Here is an 18000-nt window from a genome sequence, read left to right on the forward strand (position 1 = left end):
GCTGCCGTTCTATGAAGTCGTAAAAGGAGGAGAGGGCCAGTGAAAGGTCTTATCAAAGGATTAGGCGTTACACTCAAAACGATGACCCAGAAAAAAGTGACCTACGCTTATCCCGATGTGCCCCTGCAAATGCCGGACCGGTTCCGGGGAATCCAGCATTTCGAACCGGACAAATGTATTGTCTGCAATATGTGCGCGAAAGTGTGTCCCACGGAGTGTATTACCCTGACGGGGAAACCCAATCCCGATCCCGACAAAAAGGGCAAAATTATCGACACCTACGATATCAATTTTGAAATCTGCATCCTTTGCGATCTCTGCACGGAAGTTTGTCCGACCGAAGCGATTGTGATGACCAACCACTTTGAATTGAGCGCCTACAGCCGTGACGAGCTGTTTAAAGATATGAAGTGGCTCACGGACAACAACACGCTGGTGCGTAAAGAAAACAACTCCGCCCTTCCCAAAGGAGGCGCGAAGAAGGATGTTTAGCGGTTTAGGAAGCTTTTTGTCGCAGGGGGAGAACTGGTGGTTCCTTCTGTTTGCCATCTGTGCGATCGGGGGCGCCATCTATATGATCACCTTCACGAAAGTGGTTCATATGGTGCTGTCCGTTGCCTTTACATTCGTGAGTCTGGCCGGGCTGTATGTGCTGCTGGAAGCGGAGTTTGTCGGTTTTGTCCAGATTCTGATCTATGCGGGAGCCATCTCGATTCTGATGATTTTCGGCATTATGATGACCAACCACCGGGCTGAAGAGAAGGCCAAGAGCGGGCCGGTTCAGAAGATTCTGCTCGGTATCGGGTCACTGGGACTCTTCGGCATCCTTTTCTATGCGATTCAAAATACGACGTTTCCGTCGGCCGCAGGCTCTCTTCAGACCGGGCAGGATAATACGCTTGAGATCGGAAAACTGCTGTACAACGAATACGTCATTCCGTTCGAAATTATGTCCGTGCTGCTGACTGTCGCCTTTATCGGAGCGATTGTCGTTGCCAAAAGAGAGGAGGACTAACGTGACAAGTGTCGTGACTCCTTATCTGACTCTGGCGGCCATTTTGTTCTGTATCGGTTTGTACGGGGCATTGTCCAAGAGGAACGGTGTCATCGTTCTCCTCTCCATCGAGCTGATGCTCAACGCCGTGAACCTGAATCTGGTCGCATTCGCCAAAATGGGCGCGCAGCCTGCGCTGACCGGGCAAGTTTTTTCCTTGTTCACCATCACGGTAGCGGCAGCGGAAGCGGCTGTTGGCGTCGCTATCCTGATCGCTCTCTACCGCAATAAGGGAACGGGCAACGTGGATGAAATGAACTCCATGAAGCATTAGCGGCGAATGGTGCGGCTCTTATCCTCAACTTTGATTGGCAGAGCTGTCTAACGTCATGGCCTTGAAGGAGGAAAGGAAAATATGATTTCCGTTTATTCGCAATATGCCTGGCTCATCCCGTTGTTTCCGCTCCTGGCCTATGTTCTGATAACCGCTTCGGGCAGGTCGGCAAGAAGAACAGGTCAGTATTTGAGTACGGCCGCCATCTTAGCTTCGTTTGTCGTGGCCCTTCTCATTCTTATCGAGAGACTTGGAAAAGGCGTTCAAGACTACACCTGGAACGGTTTCCAGTGGCTGCGGGTGGGCGATTTTGCGGTGAGCCTGGGCTTCGAGGTCAATAATTTAAACGCGATCATGCTTATTGTTGTCACGCTCGTGTCGTTGCTGGTCCATATCTATTCGATCGGATATATGAAAGACGACGAACGGATGCATGTGTTTTTCAGTTACATAGCGCTCTTTTCTTTTGCGATGCTGGGATTGGTTATTTCGGTCAACCTGGTGGAGTTTTATCTATTTTGGGAACTTGTCGGAGTCTGTTCGTTCCTGCTGATCGGATTCTGGTATACGAAGCCTGAGGCTAAGGCTGCCGCAAAAAAAGCTTTTATCGTGACAAGAATCGGCGATTTCGGGTTGTTTATCGGAATTCTGCTTCTGTTTTGGAGCATGCCGGGTCATGCGCTGGATTTTAATTCGGTACAAAACGCGTTTACAAGCGGTCAGGTGGAAGGCCCCGCAGCAACTTGGATCGCGCTTCTCTTCTTTATGGGAGCCATGGGCAAATCGGGTCAATTCCCTCTGCATACCTGGCTGCCCGATGCGATGGAAGGCCCTACTCCGATCAGTGCGCTTATACATGCGGCGACTATGGTGGCGGCCGGAGTTTATTTGGTCGCCCGTACGTTCGATGTTTTCCTCGCATCGGATACGGCTATGCAGATCGTCGCTTATGTCGGGGGTTTTACGGCGATTTTCGCAGCGACAATCGGAACGGCGCAGAACGATATCAAGCGGATTTTAGCCTATTCGACCGTATCCCAGCTGGGGTATATGATGATGGCGCTTGGAGTGAGCGCTACGTATACGACGGGAATCTTCCATTTGTTCACGCATGCGTTCTTTAAAGCTCTCCTGTTTCTGGGTGCGGGCAGCGTTATTCATGCCGTGCATACGCAGGATATTACCAAAATGGGCGGCATCGGAGGAAGGATGAAGATTACGGCGTGGACCTTCGCGGTCGGTACGCTGGCTTTGTCCGGAATTCCTCCGTTCTCCGGTTTTTGGTCTAAAGACGCGATTCTATCCCAGGCTTATGAGACGAATTCGTTGCTGTTCTGGGTCGGCATCGTCGGCGCTTTCTTTACGGCCTTGTATATGGCCCGGCTCTTTTTCCTGGTATTCTGGGGCAAATCGCGCAGCGGCCAAGAGGTTCACGAATCCCCGGCCTCTATGACGCTCCCGCTCCTTCTGCTGGCGGTTCCCGCCGCTCTTGCCGGCTTTCTGTACACCCCATGGAGCGGGTGGTTCGGCGACTGGCTGACAGGCAGGACCGAAGAAGAGGCCGTTCACACAAGCGTGATGCTTCTCTCCACGGCAGCGGGCGTTCTAGGCCTCGTTCTGGGCTACCTGCTGTACGCAAGGAAGCCGGGAAGCTTTGTGTTCTCCGCAAAGTTTCCGTGGCTGTATAATCTCGTGCGTCGTAAATATTATATCGACGAAATTTACCAGACGATCATTGTCCTCCCGCTGCGGGGAATCGGATATCTGTTGCAGGCCGTAGACACGTTTATCGTGGACGGTGCCGTCAGGCTCGTAGCCGCAGCCGCTGTCGGACTGGGCCGAACGGGCTCCCGGCTGCAGAACGGCCAGGTTCAGACCTACGGCCTGATCACCCTGCTTGGCCTGCTTGTTCTCATCCTTGCTGTAGCCGGAAGGAGGTTTATCCATGTCGGCTAACCTGCTTAGTCTGATTGTGTTTTCCCCGCTGCTCGGCGTACTCGTCCTTCTTTTTATGCCGAAGGAGAACAAGAAAGCGCTCCAGGCCGTGTGCGTGGCAGCCACCGGAATCCCGCTTCTGCTCAGCGCATGGCTGTATGCGGCTTATTCTAACGGAGCGGCAGGGATGCAGTTCAAAGAGCAGCTGGACTGGATCCGCATCCCCCTCAACAAAGAAGGGGTCGAAGGTCTCGCCAGCTTCTACTGGACCGTTCAGTACCATCTGGCCGTTGACGGTTTATCGATGCCGCTCGTTTTCCTCACCGCGTTAGTGTTTACCATGGCCGCCCTGGCCTCGATCTACATCAAAAAAAGATGGAAGGCTTACTCGATCTGGCTGCTGCTGCTGGAAGTCGGCGTTTTCGGCGTGTTTACGTCCCAGGATCTGTTTCTGTTCTTCCTCTTTTTCGAAATCACCCTCGTTCCGATGTTTTTCCTGATCGGAATCTGGGGCCGCATAGACCGGGAAAAGGCTGCCAGCCGCTTTCTGATTTACAACGGACTCGGCTCGGCCATCATGCTTGTCGCGTTCGTTATTCTTGTGACGACGGCGGGGATTTCCCAGCAGATCGCGGGCAATCAACTGACCGTATTCTACAGCGGGGATATCCAGACGATTGTACATAACCTGCTGCAGGACCCGGCCGCTCTGGTGAATCAGGCGTCGCCTAATCCTCAAGCGGCAAATCCGTTCTTTTTGAGCGGGGGCATGAAAACGGTCCTCTTGATCATGCTGCTGATCGCTTTCGGTATCAAGCTGCCGATTTTTCCGTTTCACACCTGGATGCTCAAGGTGCATACGGAAGCTCCGCCTCCCGTGGTCATGATTCACTCGGGTATTTTGCTGAAAATGGGCGCATACGGGCTCATCCGTTTCGGTATCCTGCTGTTTCCGGCGCAAGCGCAGGATTGGGCATGGGTACTCGCTCTGCTGGGTGTCATCAACATTTTGTATGGAGCCCTGCTGGCTTTTGTTCAGAACGAGTTCAGGCTAGTGCTCGCATATTCCAGTATCAGTCACATGGGCATTGTGCTGCTGGGCCTCGCGGCCTTTAATCCGATCGGCATGCAGGGAGCGATTTTCCAGCTCGTTTCTCACGGCTTGATTTCCGCTCTCATGTTCCTGCTCGTCGGCAGTATTTACGAACGGACCTCTACGACCGAACTAGGCAAGCTGGGCGGCCTGGCGAAATCCATGCCTTTTCTTAGCGCTATTCTGCTTGTGGGCGGGCTTGCTTCCCTTGGTCTGCCGGGGCTCTCCGGCTTCGTGAGCGAACTGCTGGCGTTTATCGGCTTGTTCGGTACGGCCCGGATACTGACGATTATAGGTGCAGTCGGCATTATCCTGACGGCCGCTTATGTGCTGCGAGGGGTTATGAAGATGACGTACGGACCTCTGCCGGAACGGTTCAAGGAACTGCCGGATGCCCGGTTTATAGAAGCTGTGCCGATGATTGCGCTGGTCGCTTTTATCCTTCTGCTAGGCGTGTATCCGGGTATACTGAGCGAACCTTTGCAGCAGACGGTAAACGGGTTTCATCAGACGATTCACAGCTTAGCTGGGAAGATAGGGGGATAGAACGTGGAACCGATACGAATTCATGTACAGGATTTAACGCATCTGCTCCCGGAAATAACGCTGGTGATCACGGCTATCCTGCTCTCGGTGCTCGACCTGTTTTTGCCCAAGGGGGTCAACCGGAAATGGATCGGCTGGCTTTCCCTCGCCGGTATCGCGGTCTCTATCGCCTTTGTCATTGCCCAGCTTAATCCCGATCAGGCGATTGTACTCCTTAACGAAAGTTACCGTATAGACGATTTCGGAAACCTGCTGAAACTGGCATTCCTCGGCGGAACCGCACTGATTATTCTGATGAGTCTGGGAAGCGTGGAAGACGGGGAGATACCGCATGTCGGGGAATACTATTATTTCCTGCTGCCGGCTGTGCTGGGTGCCATGGTGATGGCTTCCTCCGCCGATCTCATCACGCTATTCGTCGGACTGGAGCTTCTAAGTATTACTTCTTACGTGCTTGTCGCCATGAAAAAGAAAAACACCCGGTCCAACGAGGGCGCGTTCAAGTACGTCATACTGGGCGGAATATCGTCCGCCGTTATTTTGTACGGGATGTCTTTCCTTTACGGAATTGCGGGAACAACGAACCTCGGGGCGATACAGGCGGCCATCGTTTCGGGTTACGAGAGCTACAAACCGCTCTTGTACGTCTCTTTCTTCCTGCTCTTGGCGGGGTTCGGTTTTAAAATAGCGGCCGCGCCTTTCCACTCATGGGCACCCGATGTTTATCAGGGAGCCCCGACGCCGGTCACCGCTTTTCTCGCCGTTATATCCAAAGGGGCGGCTTTTGCTATCCTGTTCCGAGTCTTTTATGTGCTGCTTGCCTTGGGGCAGTTCGGGAACGAAGGGCTTCAGAAGGACATCTTCCTGGCCCTGTCGGTGGTAGCGGCAGCTGCCATGATCTGGGGCAACACAGTCGCGCTGCGGCAAAAAAACGCGAAACGGCTGCTGGCTTATTCAGGGATTGCCAATGCCGGTTATCTGCTTGTTCCTTTGGCCGTGCACATCAATCTGGTACAGGTGGATAACTTCTCCAAATTTTTCTTTTATCTGATCGCCTACATTCTGATGAATATCGGAGCCTTCGCAGTCATTCTGATTATAGAAAAATCGACCGGAGACGAGGAAATTAAAGGGTTTGCCGGTCTCTATTACCGTGCTCCCTGGACGTCCGCGGCCGCTGTCGTTCTTCTTCTTTCGCTGGCGGGGATTCCGGTATCGGCGGGATTTTTTGGGAAGTTGTACCTGCTGTTCGGCACAATGCAGGCACATCTGTACTGGCTCGGTGCCGTTATGATGATCACGAGCGTCATTTCGTTTTATTATTACTTCGGCATTATCCGGCAAATGTTCATGCGCGCCGACCTTGAAGAACGTCCCGTAAGTGTGCCGGTCCCCCTCGGAATCACTCTTTGGCTGTGTGTGGGCTTGACGTTATTGCTGGGACTCGTTCCCGGATATCTGCTCGCTTATATCGACCGGATATTCAGTTTGACTAGGGACCTCCTAATCCTGTCATAAATTTGATATAATATAAGCTTCTCCGCTGTTTGGGCAGTGGAGGAGCTTATTTTTATTGTTTTTTATCTTCGATTAGACGGCGTAAAACTATCCGGGCTTATTATTTTTTTAAAATGACCGAAAGAGGACTCTCTAAATGAACCGAAAATTTCGATATAAATGGATGTATGGATGGCTCGGGATTGTACTGCTCGTATGGACCGTCGGCATATCGAATGTACAGGCTTATCCGGTTTCCAACGATCCTTTGCGGGTGAAACAAACCTATTTGGATGACATACATATGGATGAAGGCTGGGCGCAGGCAGGCGATAGCGATGAACCCGTCATCGTGGCGGTCGTGGATACGGGCGTCGATCTGACGCATCCCGATCTGGAAGGCAGACTCGTCCCGGGAGCGAACCTGCTTAATCCGCAGGAGAAGCCCCAGGACGATAACGGCCACGGTACGAACGTGGCCGGGATTATCGCCGCCAAGATGAACAACGACAAAGGCATCGCAGGCATCGCGCCCAACGCGAAAATTATGCCGATCAAGGCATTGGAAGCGGACGGCACGGGCGGCGAGACCAAGCTCGGCGAAGGCATCCGTTATGCCGTCGATCACGGAGCCAAGATCGTCGTGCTCTCGCTGGGCTTGAATAAATATTCAAGCTTCATGGCCGGCACGGTGCGCTACGCCGAGGAGCGAGGCGTGCTTCTCGTCGCCGCCTCCGGCAACGAAGGCGGCAGCGTGAAGTATCCCGCCGCGTACCCGACCGTACTCGGGGTAGGCGGCATGACCTCCGCGCGCCTCGCGGACGACCGGTCGAACTACGGACCGGATCTTGACCTCGTGGCGCCTTGGCATGTGTACACCACCGCCAAAGGCGGAGGCTACGAGAGCAAGGAGGGCACGTCGATGGCCGCACCGCAGGTGGCGGGTGCTGCGGCGTTGTTATGGGGCCGCGCCCCTCATCTGGAGCCCTGGCAGCTCAGGGAACTCATCAAGCAGACGGCGGAGGATCTGGAATCGCCCGGATGGGATGCGACGACAGGCTTCGGGCTCCTGCGGGTAGACCGCCTGATGAAGGAGCCGCTGCTGAGCGACCGTTTCGAGCCGAACGACGATTCGGGTCATGCGCCCATGCTGCCGGTACACACTCTCATCCATGCGGAGTTCAGCTCCGGCAAAGATACCGATTGGTTTACCCTGGATAGTCCTTACGACGGTTTTGTGAAGCTTGTCTTAAAAACAAGTGACGCTAGTCCTGTTTCTATTCGGTACTTTCGGGATAATAAAGAGGCAGAAGAGGTTTTCACCACGGACCCTCAGAATCCGGTTGTGACTCTGCCTGTTCAGAAGGGAAAAAGCAAGATCGCGGCAAGTCTTCTGGACCCGGGCAAAGCAGGGGCAGTCCTGTATACGCTGCAGACTGACTTCCAGATTTATCAGGACGCTTTTGAAGATAACGACCATCAGTATAAAGCGACTTCCCTGCCTGCGAGAAGCCAGACTGTGAAGGGAACCTTTCATCAGGAGAACGATCAGGATTGGTTTATGATTTCTTTTAAGAAATCCGGTACTCTCCGCTTGAAAACTTCCGTGGATACCGCTAGAATAGACCCGGTAGTATTGATTCAGAAAAAGGGAGAAAAATCGACAACTTTTGACCAGTTTGGAGAAGGAGCGACCGAGGCGACCCCTCTTATGAATGTCACGCCAGGCGACTATTTCATCCGGATCAGCAATGTGAAGGACAATACGCAGCCGGTGATGGGGGAGTATACGCTGTCGGTTGATTATACACCTAAGCTGATTGACCCGAATGAACCCAATAATAAGCCTTACCAGGCTACGACACTGACACTGCATGAAGATCATCCCGGTGTTATAGAGAGTGCTTCGGATTTGGATTGGTTTCAATTCCGGTTGGAGCAGGAAAGTCTGGTTCAGCTGAAGCTCGGCTCTCTCCAGCGGGGATGCGATATAACGTTCACGCTGTATGATCACACCCTTAAGGAGCTTGACAGCAAGAGCAGCGAAGGGTCTGCCGAGAATCTCGCTCTTGACAGGCGGTTGCCGGCAGGTTTGTATTATATCAAGCTGCAGAGTGACAGGGCTGCGACTCAGCAGATGTATCAGCTGAATGCGGCCGCACAGCCTCTCGTTGCCGGATTTTCCGATATTCACGGACATTGGGCCGAGAAGGCTATCGCAGACCTGGCCAGCAGGCATGTTATCGACGGAGACGGGAGCTACAAATTTTACCCTGACCTGCCGATCACCCGCGCACAGGCCGCTGTAATGCTGGCGAACGGATTCCGACTGGAGAAGAACAGGCCGGTCGATTATCCGGATCTCAGCAGCAGCCATTGGGCCTATGATTCCATTGCAAGGACAACAATGGCCGGTTACATGGACGGATATGAGGATGGGCATTTCCGGCCGGATCAGCCTCTGACCCGGATGGAAATGACGCAAGTGATTGCGAATACGATGCAAATGGCAGGCAAATACCGCGGACGTTCTCCTTTCCTGGACGTTAGCGACCGGTATTGGGGCGTTGGCATTCTGAAGCAAATGTCCGGGGACGGCTGGATCCGGGGATTCCCGGATGGGACTTACCGCCCTGACAACCAGGCGACCCGGGCCGAATTTGCAGCCCTTTTGTCCCGGTTTTCGAATGTTTTCGGGAGGAAGAGGTAAAAAGATGTCGAATATGGAAGAACTGACAACTGTTGTTCCGCAAATGCCCCTAATCAATATTGTCGTATATTTAGCCGCCGTGGGACTGTCGTGGTGGGCGCTCCAGCAGTTCCGATTCGACGTGCTGCTGAAGCAGCCGCGAAGTCCCGCAGCCAAGATGCTGCAAGTGTTTATGTCCATCGGGCTCGGTTACCTGGTAGCCAGTTTTTTCTTGAAGTATCTGGAATGGTCTGTAGGATTAAACGGAATTTTTTGACATTTTGTCGAATAACATCGCTTAGACTTGTAAACAATGGTAGTACAACGGTGCCAAACACAGACCCCATTCCGAACTGTATGAATGGTGTGTTCATGAAGACATAGACCGACAGTCACGTTTTACCCGATCTAGAACGATAAATTAAGACGCGGAGGGACCGAGATGAGCAAAATTATCGTCCGCGGTGGCCGTAAATTAGCCGGCAAGATTAAAGTTAACGGCGCCAAAAACGCTGTACTGCCCATCATTGCGGCATCAATTTTGGCTGCGGAAGGAGAAAGTGTCATACATGACGCTCCTCCGCTTGACGATGTACTTGTAATTAACAAGGTACTTAGAAGCCTGGGCCTGCAGCTCAGCTATCATAATCACAGCGTGAAAGTAAACGCTCAAGCGATCGAAACGTGCGAGGCTTCCTACGAGCTCGTTCGTAAAATGCGGGCTTCTTTTCTCGTGATGGGACCACTTTTGGCCCGCCTGGGCAAAGCCCGTATCTCCCTTCCGGGGGGATGTGCTATCGGCACGCGCCCGATCGACCAGCACCTGAAAGGCTTTGAAGCCATGGGAGCGGAGATCGAGCTTGGCCAAGGCTACATCGAAGCCAGGGTGGAGAAACGTCTCAAAGGCGCGAAGATCTATCTCGACGTCGCCAGTGTAGGCGCGACCGAGAACATCATGATGGCCGCTACTCTGGCCGAAGGCACGACGATTATTGAAAACGCGGCGAAAGAGCCCGAAATCGTCGACCTGGCCAACTACTTGAATGCGATGGGCGCAGTTGTCCGGGGTGCCGGAACCGGTGTCATCCGCATTGAAGGCGTGGAAAAAATGAAGGGCGCGGTACATAGCGTCATACCGGACCGTATCGAAGCGGGTACTTATATGATCGCCGCCGCGATTACACGCAGTGAACTGTACGTGGAAGGCGCCATCGGCGATCACCTGCGCCCTGTGATTTCGAAGCTGCAGGAAATGGGTGTGCACGTGGAAGAGGACGAGAACGGAATTCTCGTCCGTGCCGACAAACCTCTGCGCGCGGCTGACATCAAGACTTTGCCGTATCCCGGCTTCCCGACGGATATGCAGTCTCAGATGATGGCGCTCCAACTGGTTGCGGACGGCACGAGCCTGGTTACCGAAACGGTATTCGAGAACCGGTTCATGCACGTGGACGAGTTTATGCTCATGAACGCCTCGATTAAAGTCGACGGCCGTACGGCTGTCGTGAGCGGCAACAATAAGCTTAAGGGCGCCAAAGTTTGTGCGACCGACCTCCGCGCGGGTGCCGCTTTGATTCTCGCCGCTCTTGTAGCCGAGGGAGAGACCGAGATTACCGGACTTCACCATATTGACCGGGGATACGTGGATATTACCTCCGCACTCCGTTCAGTGGGCGCCGATATTCAACGGGTCGTCCCGCAGGAAGAAGAGCAGGAGCAGCCGCAAGAAATCGGACTGTTCGCCGTTCAGCCTACCTGGGCTTAAGCGCTGTACTTTCGTGATCCGCTAACGGAACCAATCAGATATAAGGAAAACCGGCTCTCCTATCGGAGGGTCGGTTTTTTCGTTCTAATCTAGTAAATCCCTTCATAAGATGAGAGTAATCCCGTTTCGCATAGAGAGAGGGCGGCTGGAGCGTTTGCTGGCAGCGTATTTGAAGCAGCCATTCCTTAAGAGCGGTTCCCGGCCATCGTTCTCGATACTAAAGACGGAACGGAACATTTACGGAGGCCATCTATGAAGTTTAAAAGACGTTCAAAGCTCAAACAGCCGGCACTGCTTTGGACGGGCATTGCGGTTTCGGGTTTGCTGCTGGTCACCGTTCTGCTTCCCGCCGTGGTCGTCCAACAGCAAACCGGCACTTTTGCGGATCCTCATGGCTCCGAAGCAATCCCTTCATCCGCCGATATGGTTATGATACCGGTCTACCTTTCCAAGCAGAAACAGATTCAGACGGTGAGTCTGGAACAGTATGTAAAAGGGGTTGTGGCGGCGGAGATGCCCGCGGAATTTTCGGAAGAGGCTCTCAAAGCTCAGGCGATTGCGGCGCGTACTTATATTGTACGCCGGATTTTAACGGGAGATTTCAGCAACGTCCCCGTCAAGGAAGCATGGGTTACGGACACGATTCAGCATCAGGCCTACCTGACCGACGACCAGCTTCAGAAACAATGGACAGGCAAGGCATACGAATCGAACAGCAAAAAAATTGACGCCGCCGTAAAGGCTACGGCCGATTTTATTCTTACCTACGAGGGGAAGCCGATTCAGGCCACCTTTTTCTCCACTTCCAACGGGTATACGGAGGATGTCCGCAATGTGTGGGGGTCCGATCTTCCCTATCTGAAGTCGGTCAGCAGCCCGTGGGATGAGAAGCTTTCGCCCAAATTCAAGCAAACCATAACCCTTTCCTATAAAGACATTCTTCAAAAGCTGGGGCTCCCGGCTTCATCGTCCTTAAATTCGGGCAGCATAAAAGTTCTGGAACGGACGGAGTCCAAACGGGTCAAGAGCGCCATGATAGCGGGCAAAACATTTACGGGAAAAGAAATAAGAGAGAAGCTGGGTCTCAACTCTACCGATTTTGAAGCGGCTTTGAGCGGAACGGACTGGACGTTTACGGTAAAAGGGTACGGGCATGGAGTCGGAATGAGCCAGTGGGGGGCGAACGGAATGGCCAAAGAAGGGAAGAAAGCCGCGGAAATCGCCGCTTACTATTATCCCGGCGCAAAGCTGACCTCCGCTTCCACTCTACTGAACAAGAAAACTCAAAAATAAGACCTGCTAGAATTTCTTTAGGGCAAATGTATAAAACTCTCAAACGTGTCAACAATGGTTATTGAGGTGATAACCATATGAGAGATGGTAAACAAGAGTTTCATAACAAGGAAGAAGCTCCCCAAACTGTAACGGGAGCAGCAAATGTCCCTAACTCCGCATGGAAGAGATTTTTGGCCAAAAAGTGGGTTTTCCCGGCAACTTATGTAGCGGCAGCGGCAATTATCTTAACCTTAATGTGGGTCTATCAGGATGCGGTGAAGAAACCGGTCGCAACGAACACGCCGGTCAATTCCGTCCAGTCCGATAAACCTGCTGGTGAAACGGCTAACAAAGACAATGCCGTTCCCGTAGGTGCCAAAGCCGAAAGTATGCAATGGCCGGTAAAAGACCGCAGCCAAGTCACGATTTCGCTTCCGTCCTACGACAGCAAAGGCAGCAATGAAGCCAAGCAAGCGGCTATGATCGAATACGGAGATACGATTACCCCTCACGTGGGCGTCGATCTTGTACGTGCAGACAAGCAGGCGTTTGATGTAAGCGCGGCCCTCAGCGGTAAAGTAACCGCAGTGGACAAAAATCCGGTCGTAGGGAATCTGGTCGAGATTACGCACGACAACGGGCTGGTAACGGTTTATCAAAGCCTAGGGGAAGTGAAAGTAGCCAAAGGCGCCACCGTTAAACAAGGCGATGTTATCGCGCAGGCCGGCCGCAACGAGCTGGAGAAGGACCAAGGCGTCCACCTTCACTTCGAAGTGCGCAAGGCGGAAGACGGCACGGCCGAACTGCCGGAGCAGCTGCTTCCGGAATTCAAACCGCAATAAATCTTTACCATATCGGCGGATGGGGAAAACCCTATCCGTCTTTTTTTGCCTGCATACGGAAAGCGTCGGGAGGACGAGCTTTCGCCTTGTCCGTCAAAATAATTGGACGGAAATAGCTTGTCAGCGGCGGAAACAAAGAATATTAGGCCCTACCCCTCATATAATGTACCAAACTATCCGAGTAGGGAGGCGAGGGGAGTGCACGATTACATCAAAGAGCGAACCATTAAGATCGGAACTTGCATCGTTGAGACGAGAAATACGGTTCGCACCATAGCGAAGGAGTTTGGCGTTTCCAAAAGCACGGTGCACAAGGATTTGACGGAGAGACTGCCGGAAATCAACCCGGAGCTGGCCAATCAGGTCAAAACGATCCTCGAATACCACAAATCGATCCGCCATCTTAGGGGAGGGGAAGCGACCAAAATCAAATACCGCAAGACCAAACCTGTCAAATCCGCTGAACCGCTTGTTACGGTTAAATCCTGACTCCCAAGCCCGCCCTTCCTTCCGGAAAATTGTCGAAATTGTCCCGAAAAAAGAGGAATTTCTGTTTTTTTCTGCGAAATTAGCTTATAATGAAAAATATGTATACTATTCGAAGCACCGCTTCAGTTTATGGGGATGGACGGTTAGTTTAGGGAGGATTACTTTTCATGTTAAGTAAGGATATCGGAATCGATTTGGGCACTGCAAACGTCTTGATTCATGTGAAAGGACGCGGAGTAGTGCTCGATGAGCCCTCGGTTGTGGCGATCGAAAGCGATACAAAACGCGTTCTTGCGGTCGGTGAGGAAGCCAGGAGAATGGTAGGGCGTACGCCCGGCAACATCGTGGCTATTCGTCCGCTCCGCGAAGGTGTAATCGCCGATTTTGAAATTACTGAAGCGATGTTGAAACATTTTATTTCCAAAGTTGGGGGCAAAAGCTGGTACTCACATCCTCGCATCCTCATCTGTGCGCCTACCAACATTACCTCTGTGGAACAAAAAGCAATTCGGGAAGCGGCTGAACGCAGCGGCGCACGAGAAGTGTTTATGGAAGAAGAACCGAAGGCTGCTGCAATCGGCGCCGGAATGGATATTTACCAGCCGAGCGGCAATATGGTCGTTGATATCGGTGGAGGGACGACGGACGTGGCCGTGTTATCCATGGGTGATGTCGTCACCTCTTCCTCCATTAAGATCGCCGGCGATAAATTTGATACGGCGATTACCAAGTACATCAAGAACAAATACAAATTGCTGATCGGCGAACGCACCTCCGAGGACATTAAGGTCCAAATCGGTACGGTACAAGCCGACAGTGTTCAGAATGAAATGGATATCCGCGGCCGGGACATGGTATCCGGTCTTCCTTTGACAATCACGATTCGCTCCAGTGAAGTGCAGGAAGCTCTGTGGGATCCGATTTCTTCTATCGTAACTGCCGCAAAAAGTGTATTGGAACGTACACCTCCGGAACTTTCTGCCGATATAATAGATAGAGGGGTTATTTTGACAGGCGGCGGTGCCATGCTTCACGGTCTGGATCAGCTTCTGGCGGACGAGCTCAAGGTTCCCGTTCTGATCGCGGAAGACCCGATGCACTGCGTCGTCAAAGGGACGGGCATTATGCTCGACAACCTGGACAAAGTGACCAAACGAAAATTCGTATAGAGGTGACTCATGCTTAGGGGATTATACACGGCGGCATCCGGCTTGACCATGCAGCAGCGTAAACACGATACCGTGACGAACAACATTGCCAATCTCAACACACCGGGCTTCAAACAGGAAACCACTTCGGCGCGGTCTTTTCCGGAAGTTCTTATCTCGCGTATTCGCGGGGGAGAAGCAGGGGGCGGTACCGTGGTGAATGTGGGCAAAATGAATACGGGCGTATTTGCCGAGGAAACCGCCAGACTCATGGTGCAGGGTCCGCTTCAGCAAACGGGAAATCCGCTTGATTACGCGCTTGTTTCCGACATTCAGGTAAACGGCCTGAAGTTCGATAACGGCGGCAAGGCTGTAGGCCCGGACGGTACGGTCGTTTACCAGCCGGAAGCATTGTTTGTGGTCGAGAACCCGCAGGTTGCGGGAGAACGTCATTACACGCGCAACGGCAAATTCACGGTCGATGCGGAAGGTTTCGTTGCCAATGCGGACGGTTATCGTCTTGTGGCGGCTGACGGCCGGACAGTTCAATATAATCCGGCCAATCCGCCCATTCCGCTCGTGATGAAAGTCCAGAATCCGAACGTGCTGCTACCGGAAGGCAACGGGCTTTTCACGGTCGGCGCCAATGACGAGGGACAAGTTGTGGCGCTGGCGGCAGGTGACCAGGTTGAGGTCCGCAAGGGTTTCGTGGAACGCTCCAACGTGGACCCGACTCAAGCGATGGTCGATATGACGACGGCAGCCCGGGCTTATGAAGCCAACCAGAAGATGGTCCAGTTTTATGACCGCAGTATGGACAAGCTTGTCAATGACGTGGGCCGGGTATAAGAAGCGGCATGATACTATCCCTCTCAGGGAATGCTTTCGAAGAGGCTTTCTTTGGAAAGCTTGGAGGAGATCACAATGAACAACTCGATTATTAATGCATCGGTCACGATGCAGGGCTTGCAGCAGAAGCTGGACGTATTGGCGAATAACATGGCGAACGTTAATACCGTCGGATACAAGAAGAAGGAAGCTAGCTTCGAGAATGTACTGACGAACACCATGAATCAGCCGCAAGGTTTTATGAAAACCGGACGGATGACTTCTCTCGGGCTTCCTCAAGGCTGGGGCGCCAAGCTGGTCGGCCTGCAGAATATTATGACGCAGGGAAGCCTGAAACCGACGGATGAGCCGTACGATCTGGCTATCGAAGGGGACGGTCTGTTCGAGGTGACCATTCCCGGTTCCAACACACCGGCTTGGACCCGTGACGGAGCTCTTAAGCTCAGCGCGTACAACAAAGTGGACCCGGCTACGGGCAATGTGACCAAAGCCATGGGGCTTGCGACCAAAGACGGCTACTTCGTGAAGGACACGGCCAGCAATCAGCCGATCGAGATCGCGATTGACCCGGCCGATCCGACCTTGCAGAACAGCCGCGTCCGTGTGGACGAACAGGGGCGGGTAGTGGTTTACAACGAAGCCTACCCGGCGAGTACGGGCAGACAAGTCGGCCAGATTAAACTGGTCAAAGTCATCAACCCGCAGCTGCTCGGCGAAGCCGACGGCAACTACTTCCGTCTTCCGGCGAACGTGGCGCAGAATAACGTATTCGCGGCCAATACGGACGGCGTGGCCGTCAAGCAGGGCTTCCTGGAGCAGTCCAACGTGGATCTGCAGCAGGAAATGTCCGAACTTGTTATGGTTCAGCGTGCCTTCCAATTGAACTCAAGAGCAATCTCCTCGGCGGATACGATGATGGGGCTCGCTAACAACTTGCGCGGCTAATGCGTGAAGGAGGGGCGATTCTCGTGTCCGTGGAAGAAGAGAGCAAGGAGACGGAAGCAGCATCATCTACGCAGGCTAAAGAACCGGGAACGGGCAAACCGGGAGGAACTTCAAGATCCGCCGGGGCGCTTCGCATCCTGAAGAAACTGCGCGTTCCGCTCATTTTTTTGGGAGCCTTGATCGTCGGGCTTTGGATCGGGTATTCAGGAATCGGCGGTCAGCCGACTTTAGACATATTCAGAATCAGCACCTGGAAACATCTCTTCGATTTGGTGTTTGCAGACTGAGCGTGAGCTCCCGCAAGGGAGTTTTCTTTTTGCCCGGAGAAACGGTATAATGGAAACCAATGAAAATGAGAGGAATCGCGCCTGTTCCAGCTTTAGCCGTAGAAAGGGAGAGACGATTGAATTTACCGAATCTGCTTACCATAAGCCGTTTTTTTCTAATTCCCGTCTATCTGTACATTTTCTATGCAGGCTATACGAAACTGGCTTTTCTCGTTGTCGTCCTAGCGGGCATAACTGATATCGCAGACGGATATATCGCCCGCAAACGGAATCTGGTTACCCAGATGGGCATTATGCTCGATCCGCTTGCGGATAAGTTGATGATGATTGCAGTCATCATCTCCCTGCTCAGTTCCGGGATGATTCCCTGGCTGGCCGCAGCGGCTTTTTTCATCCGGGATATCGGCATGATCGCAGGGTCGGCTTTTTTTCATTTCCGCGGCAAACAGACACTTCCGGCCAATGCCATGGGCAAGCTGACGACGGTCTTGTATTACCTGGCCGTCCTACTTATTCTCTTTCACGTTCCTTACGCAACGGAATACCTGGCGGCCGTCATTTTGTTTTCGTTCGTCACCTCCATTATTTACGTGGCCCAGTTCAATTCGGTCAACCGTAAAACCAGGCGATTAAGTACGGAAGAGACAAGTCCGGTAAAAAAAGGGTCGTAAAGACCTTGTTCGAACCTTGAAAAATTGTTTATAAAGGATAGGGAAGCAAAAAAAGAGCATATTCCACGACCATTTCGGTGGCCGCAAAATACGCTCCCTTATATCAACCTTCACTTCTGCAGCTGTGAAGGGATAGGGCTAGTGTGAGTTGTTTCAAACCAAAATATACAAACGGAAAGCGTCGGAAGGAGCAAGATTGCAATGTTGGACAACAAGCAGATTCAGGAGATTATCCCGCACCGCTACCCCTTTTTGCTGGTAGACCGCATTTTGGAGGTAGAGGACGGCGTCCGTGCCGTGGGCCTCAAAAACGTAACGGCGAACGAACCCTTTTTCCAGGGACATTTTCCGGGCTATCCGGTTATGCCGGGCGTTCTTATCTTGGAGGCGCTCGCACAGGTCGGGGCGTTTGCGATTTTGAATGTGGAAGCCAACCGCGGGAAAATCGGCCTGCTGGCCGGTGTGGACGGGTTCAGATTCCGCAGACAGGTAACTCCTGGTGACACGCTGACGCTGGAAGTGAAAATCACCCGTTTGAAGGGTACCATAGGCAAAGGCCAGGCGACCGCTAAAGTCGGAGAAGAGCTGGTAGCCGAAGGCGAAATCATGTTTGCACTGGCAAACGCCTAAACGGATAAAAA

18 protein-coding genes are annotated in these 18000 nt (G+C 52.7%); all 18 read left to right on the forward strand.

Annotated elements, in window-relative coordinates:
- Positions 1 to 39 precede the first annotated feature (39 nt).
- A complete protein-coding gene (gene nuoI / locus KVT34_RS24525; protein WP_042233867.1) occupies positions 40 to 492 on the forward strand; it encodes an NADH-quinone oxidoreductase subunit NuoI in 453 nt (150 codons plus the stop codon).
- Positions 485 to 1015 (forward strand): NADH-quinone oxidoreductase subunit J, encoded by a 531-nt coding sequence (locus KVT34_RS24530; protein ID WP_217562039.1) that lies wholly within the window; start codon positions 485 to 487, stop codon positions 1013 to 1015. The genes nuoI and KVT34_RS24530 overlap by 8 nt, the downstream gene beginning before the upstream one ends.
- Before the next feature lies 1 nt (position 1016).
- Positions 1017 to 1328 (forward strand): NADH-quinone oxidoreductase subunit NuoK, encoded by a 312-nt coding sequence (nuoK, locus tag KVT34_RS24535; protein WP_009676991.1) that lies wholly within the window; start codon positions 1017 to 1019, stop codon positions 1326 to 1328.
- An 81-nt stretch (positions 1329 to 1409) separates the two neighbouring features.
- Positions 1410 to 3284: an NADH-quinone oxidoreductase subunit L gene (nuoL, locus tag KVT34_RS24540; protein ID WP_217562041.1), complete on the forward strand. Its 1875-nt coding sequence runs from the start codon at positions 1410 to 1412 to the stop codon at positions 3282 to 3284.
- The gene (locus tag KVT34_RS24545) at positions 3274 to 4902 is read left to right on the forward strand and encodes a complex I subunit 4 family protein (RefSeq protein WP_217562042.1); all 1629 of its coding nucleotides are present in this window, start codon (positions 3274 to 3276) and stop codon (positions 4900 to 4902) included. The genes nuoL and KVT34_RS24545 overlap by 11 nt, the downstream gene beginning before the upstream one ends.
- Positions 4903 to 4905: 3 nt before the next feature.
- Positions 4906 to 6420, forward strand: coding sequence for an NADH-quinone oxidoreductase subunit N (locus KVT34_RS24550; RefSeq protein WP_217562044.1), 1515 nt, complete (start codon positions 4906 to 4908; stop codon positions 6418 to 6420).
- A gap of 136 nt (positions 6421 to 6556) precedes the next feature.
- Complete coding sequence (locus KVT34_RS24555) at positions 6557 to 9109, forward strand: S8 family serine peptidase (RefSeq protein ID WP_217562046.1); 2553 nt, start codon at positions 6557 to 6559, stop codon at positions 9107 to 9109.
- A gap of 4 nt (positions 9110 to 9113) precedes the next feature.
- Positions 9114 to 9365 carry a DUF1146 family protein gene (locus KVT34_RS24560; protein ID WP_009677070.1) on the forward strand — a complete coding sequence of 84 codons (252 nt, stop codon included), beginning with the start codon at positions 9114 to 9116 and terminating at the stop codon, positions 9363 to 9365.
- 165 nt (positions 9366 to 9530) lie between these two features.
- Entirely contained in the window at positions 9531 to 10853 is a 1323-nt protein-coding gene (murA, locus tag KVT34_RS24565; protein WP_217562048.1) for a UDP-N-acetylglucosamine 1-carboxyvinyltransferase, read from the forward strand.
- A 252-nt stretch (positions 10854 to 11105) separates the two neighbouring features.
- Positions 11106 to 12146 carry a stage II sporulation protein D gene (gene spoIID / locus KVT34_RS24570; protein ID WP_217562050.1) on the forward strand — a complete coding sequence of 347 codons (1041 nt, stop codon included), beginning with the start codon at positions 11106 to 11108 and terminating at the stop codon, positions 12144 to 12146.
- Positions 12147 to 12223: 77 nt separating this feature from the next.
- The gene (locus KVT34_RS24575) at positions 12224 to 12970 is read left to right on the forward strand and encodes a M23 family metallopeptidase (protein ID WP_217562052.1); all 747 of its coding nucleotides are present in this window, start codon (positions 12224 to 12226) and stop codon (positions 12968 to 12970) included.
- A gap of 198 nt (positions 12971 to 13168) precedes the next feature.
- Complete coding sequence (spoIIID, locus tag KVT34_RS24580) at positions 13169 to 13459, forward strand: sporulation transcriptional regulator SpoIIID (RefSeq protein ID WP_009676986.1); 291 nt, start codon at positions 13169 to 13171, stop codon at positions 13457 to 13459.
- 167 nt (positions 13460 to 13626) lie between these two features.
- The gene (gene mreB, locus KVT34_RS24585; RefSeq protein ID WP_009677017.1) at positions 13627 to 14628 is read left to right on the forward strand and encodes a rod shape-determining protein; all 1002 of its coding nucleotides are present in this window, start codon (positions 13627 to 13629) and stop codon (positions 14626 to 14628) included.
- 9 nt (positions 14629 to 14637) lie between these two features.
- Positions 14638 to 15456 (forward strand): flagellar hook-basal body protein, encoded by an 819-nt coding sequence (locus KVT34_RS24590; RefSeq protein ID WP_217562054.1) that lies wholly within the window; start codon positions 14638 to 14640, stop codon positions 15454 to 15456.
- Between the two features lie 75 nt (positions 15457 to 15531).
- Positions 15532 to 16401, forward strand: a complete 870-nt coding sequence (locus KVT34_RS24595) for a flagellar hook-basal body protein (RefSeq protein ID WP_217562056.1) — start codon at positions 15532 to 15534, stop codon at positions 16399 to 16401.
- Between the two features lie 23 nt (positions 16402 to 16424).
- The gene (locus KVT34_RS24600; protein WP_217562058.1) at positions 16425 to 16688 is read left to right on the forward strand and encodes a DNA-directed RNA polymerase subunit beta; all 264 of its coding nucleotides are present in this window, start codon (positions 16425 to 16427) and stop codon (positions 16686 to 16688) included.
- 116 nt (positions 16689 to 16804) lie between these two features.
- A complete protein-coding gene (locus KVT34_RS24605; RefSeq protein WP_217562060.1) occupies positions 16805 to 17359 on the forward strand; it encodes a CDP-alcohol phosphatidyltransferase family protein in 555 nt (184 codons plus the stop codon).
- Between the two features lie 201 nt (positions 17360 to 17560).
- Positions 17561 to 17989: a 3-hydroxyacyl-ACP dehydratase FabZ gene (fabZ, locus tag KVT34_RS24610; RefSeq protein WP_009677001.1), complete on the forward strand. Its 429-nt coding sequence runs from the start codon at positions 17561 to 17563 to the stop codon at positions 17987 to 17989.
- The last annotated feature ends 11 nt before the right edge of the window (positions 17990 to 18000 follow it).

This window comes from Paenibacillus sp. GbtcB18 (genome assembly GCF_019091125.1).
GTDB lineage: Bacteria > Bacillota > Bacilli > Paenibacillales > NBRC-103111 > Paenibacillus_F > Paenibacillus_F chitinolyticus.

Excerpts from the sequence above, each read along its gene's own strand:
- KVT34_RS24560 (WP_009677070.1), top strand. The coding sequence starts at position 9,114 with ATGTCGAATATGGAAGAACTGACAACTGTTGTTCCGCAAATGCCCCTA.
- KVT34_RS24590 (WP_217562054.1), top strand. The coding sequence starts at position 14,638 with ATGCTTAGGGGATTATACACGGCGGCATCCGGCTTGACCATGCAGCAG.
- nuoL (WP_217562041.1), top strand. The coding sequence starts at position 1,410 with ATGATTTCCGTTTATTCGCAATATGCCTGGCTCATCCCGTTGTTTCCG.
- fabZ (WP_009677001.1), top strand. The coding sequence starts at position 17,561 with ATGTTGGACAACAAGCAGATTCAGGAGATTATCCCGCACCGCTACCCC.
- mreB (WP_009677017.1), top strand. The coding sequence starts at position 13,627 with ATGTTAAGTAAGGATATCGGAATCGATTTGGGCACTGCAAACGTCTTG.
- KVT34_RS24575 (WP_217562052.1), top strand. The coding sequence starts at position 12,224 with ATGAGAGATGGTAAACAAGAGTTTCATAACAAGGAAGAAGCTCCCCAA.
- KVT34_RS24545 (WP_217562042.1), top strand. The coding sequence starts at position 3,274 with ATGTCGGCTAACCTGCTTAGTCTGATTGTGTTTTCCCCGCTGCTCGGC.
- KVT34_RS24555 (WP_217562046.1), top strand. The coding sequence starts at position 6,557 with ATGAACCGAAAATTTCGATATAAATGGATGTATGGATGGCTCGGGATT.
- murA (WP_217562048.1), top strand. The coding sequence starts at position 9,531 with ATGAGCAAAATTATCGTCCGCGGTGGCCGTAAATTAGCCGGCAAGATT.
- KVT34_RS24595 (WP_217562056.1), top strand. The coding sequence starts at position 15,532 with ATGAACAACTCGATTATTAATGCATCGGTCACGATGCAGGGCTTGCAG.
- KVT34_RS24530 (WP_217562039.1), top strand. The coding sequence starts at position 485 with ATGTTTAGCGGTTTAGGAAGCTTTTTGTCGCAGGGGGAGAACTGGTGG.
- spoIID (WP_217562050.1), top strand. The coding sequence starts at position 11,106 with ATGAAGTTTAAAAGACGTTCAAAGCTCAAACAGCCGGCACTGCTTTGG.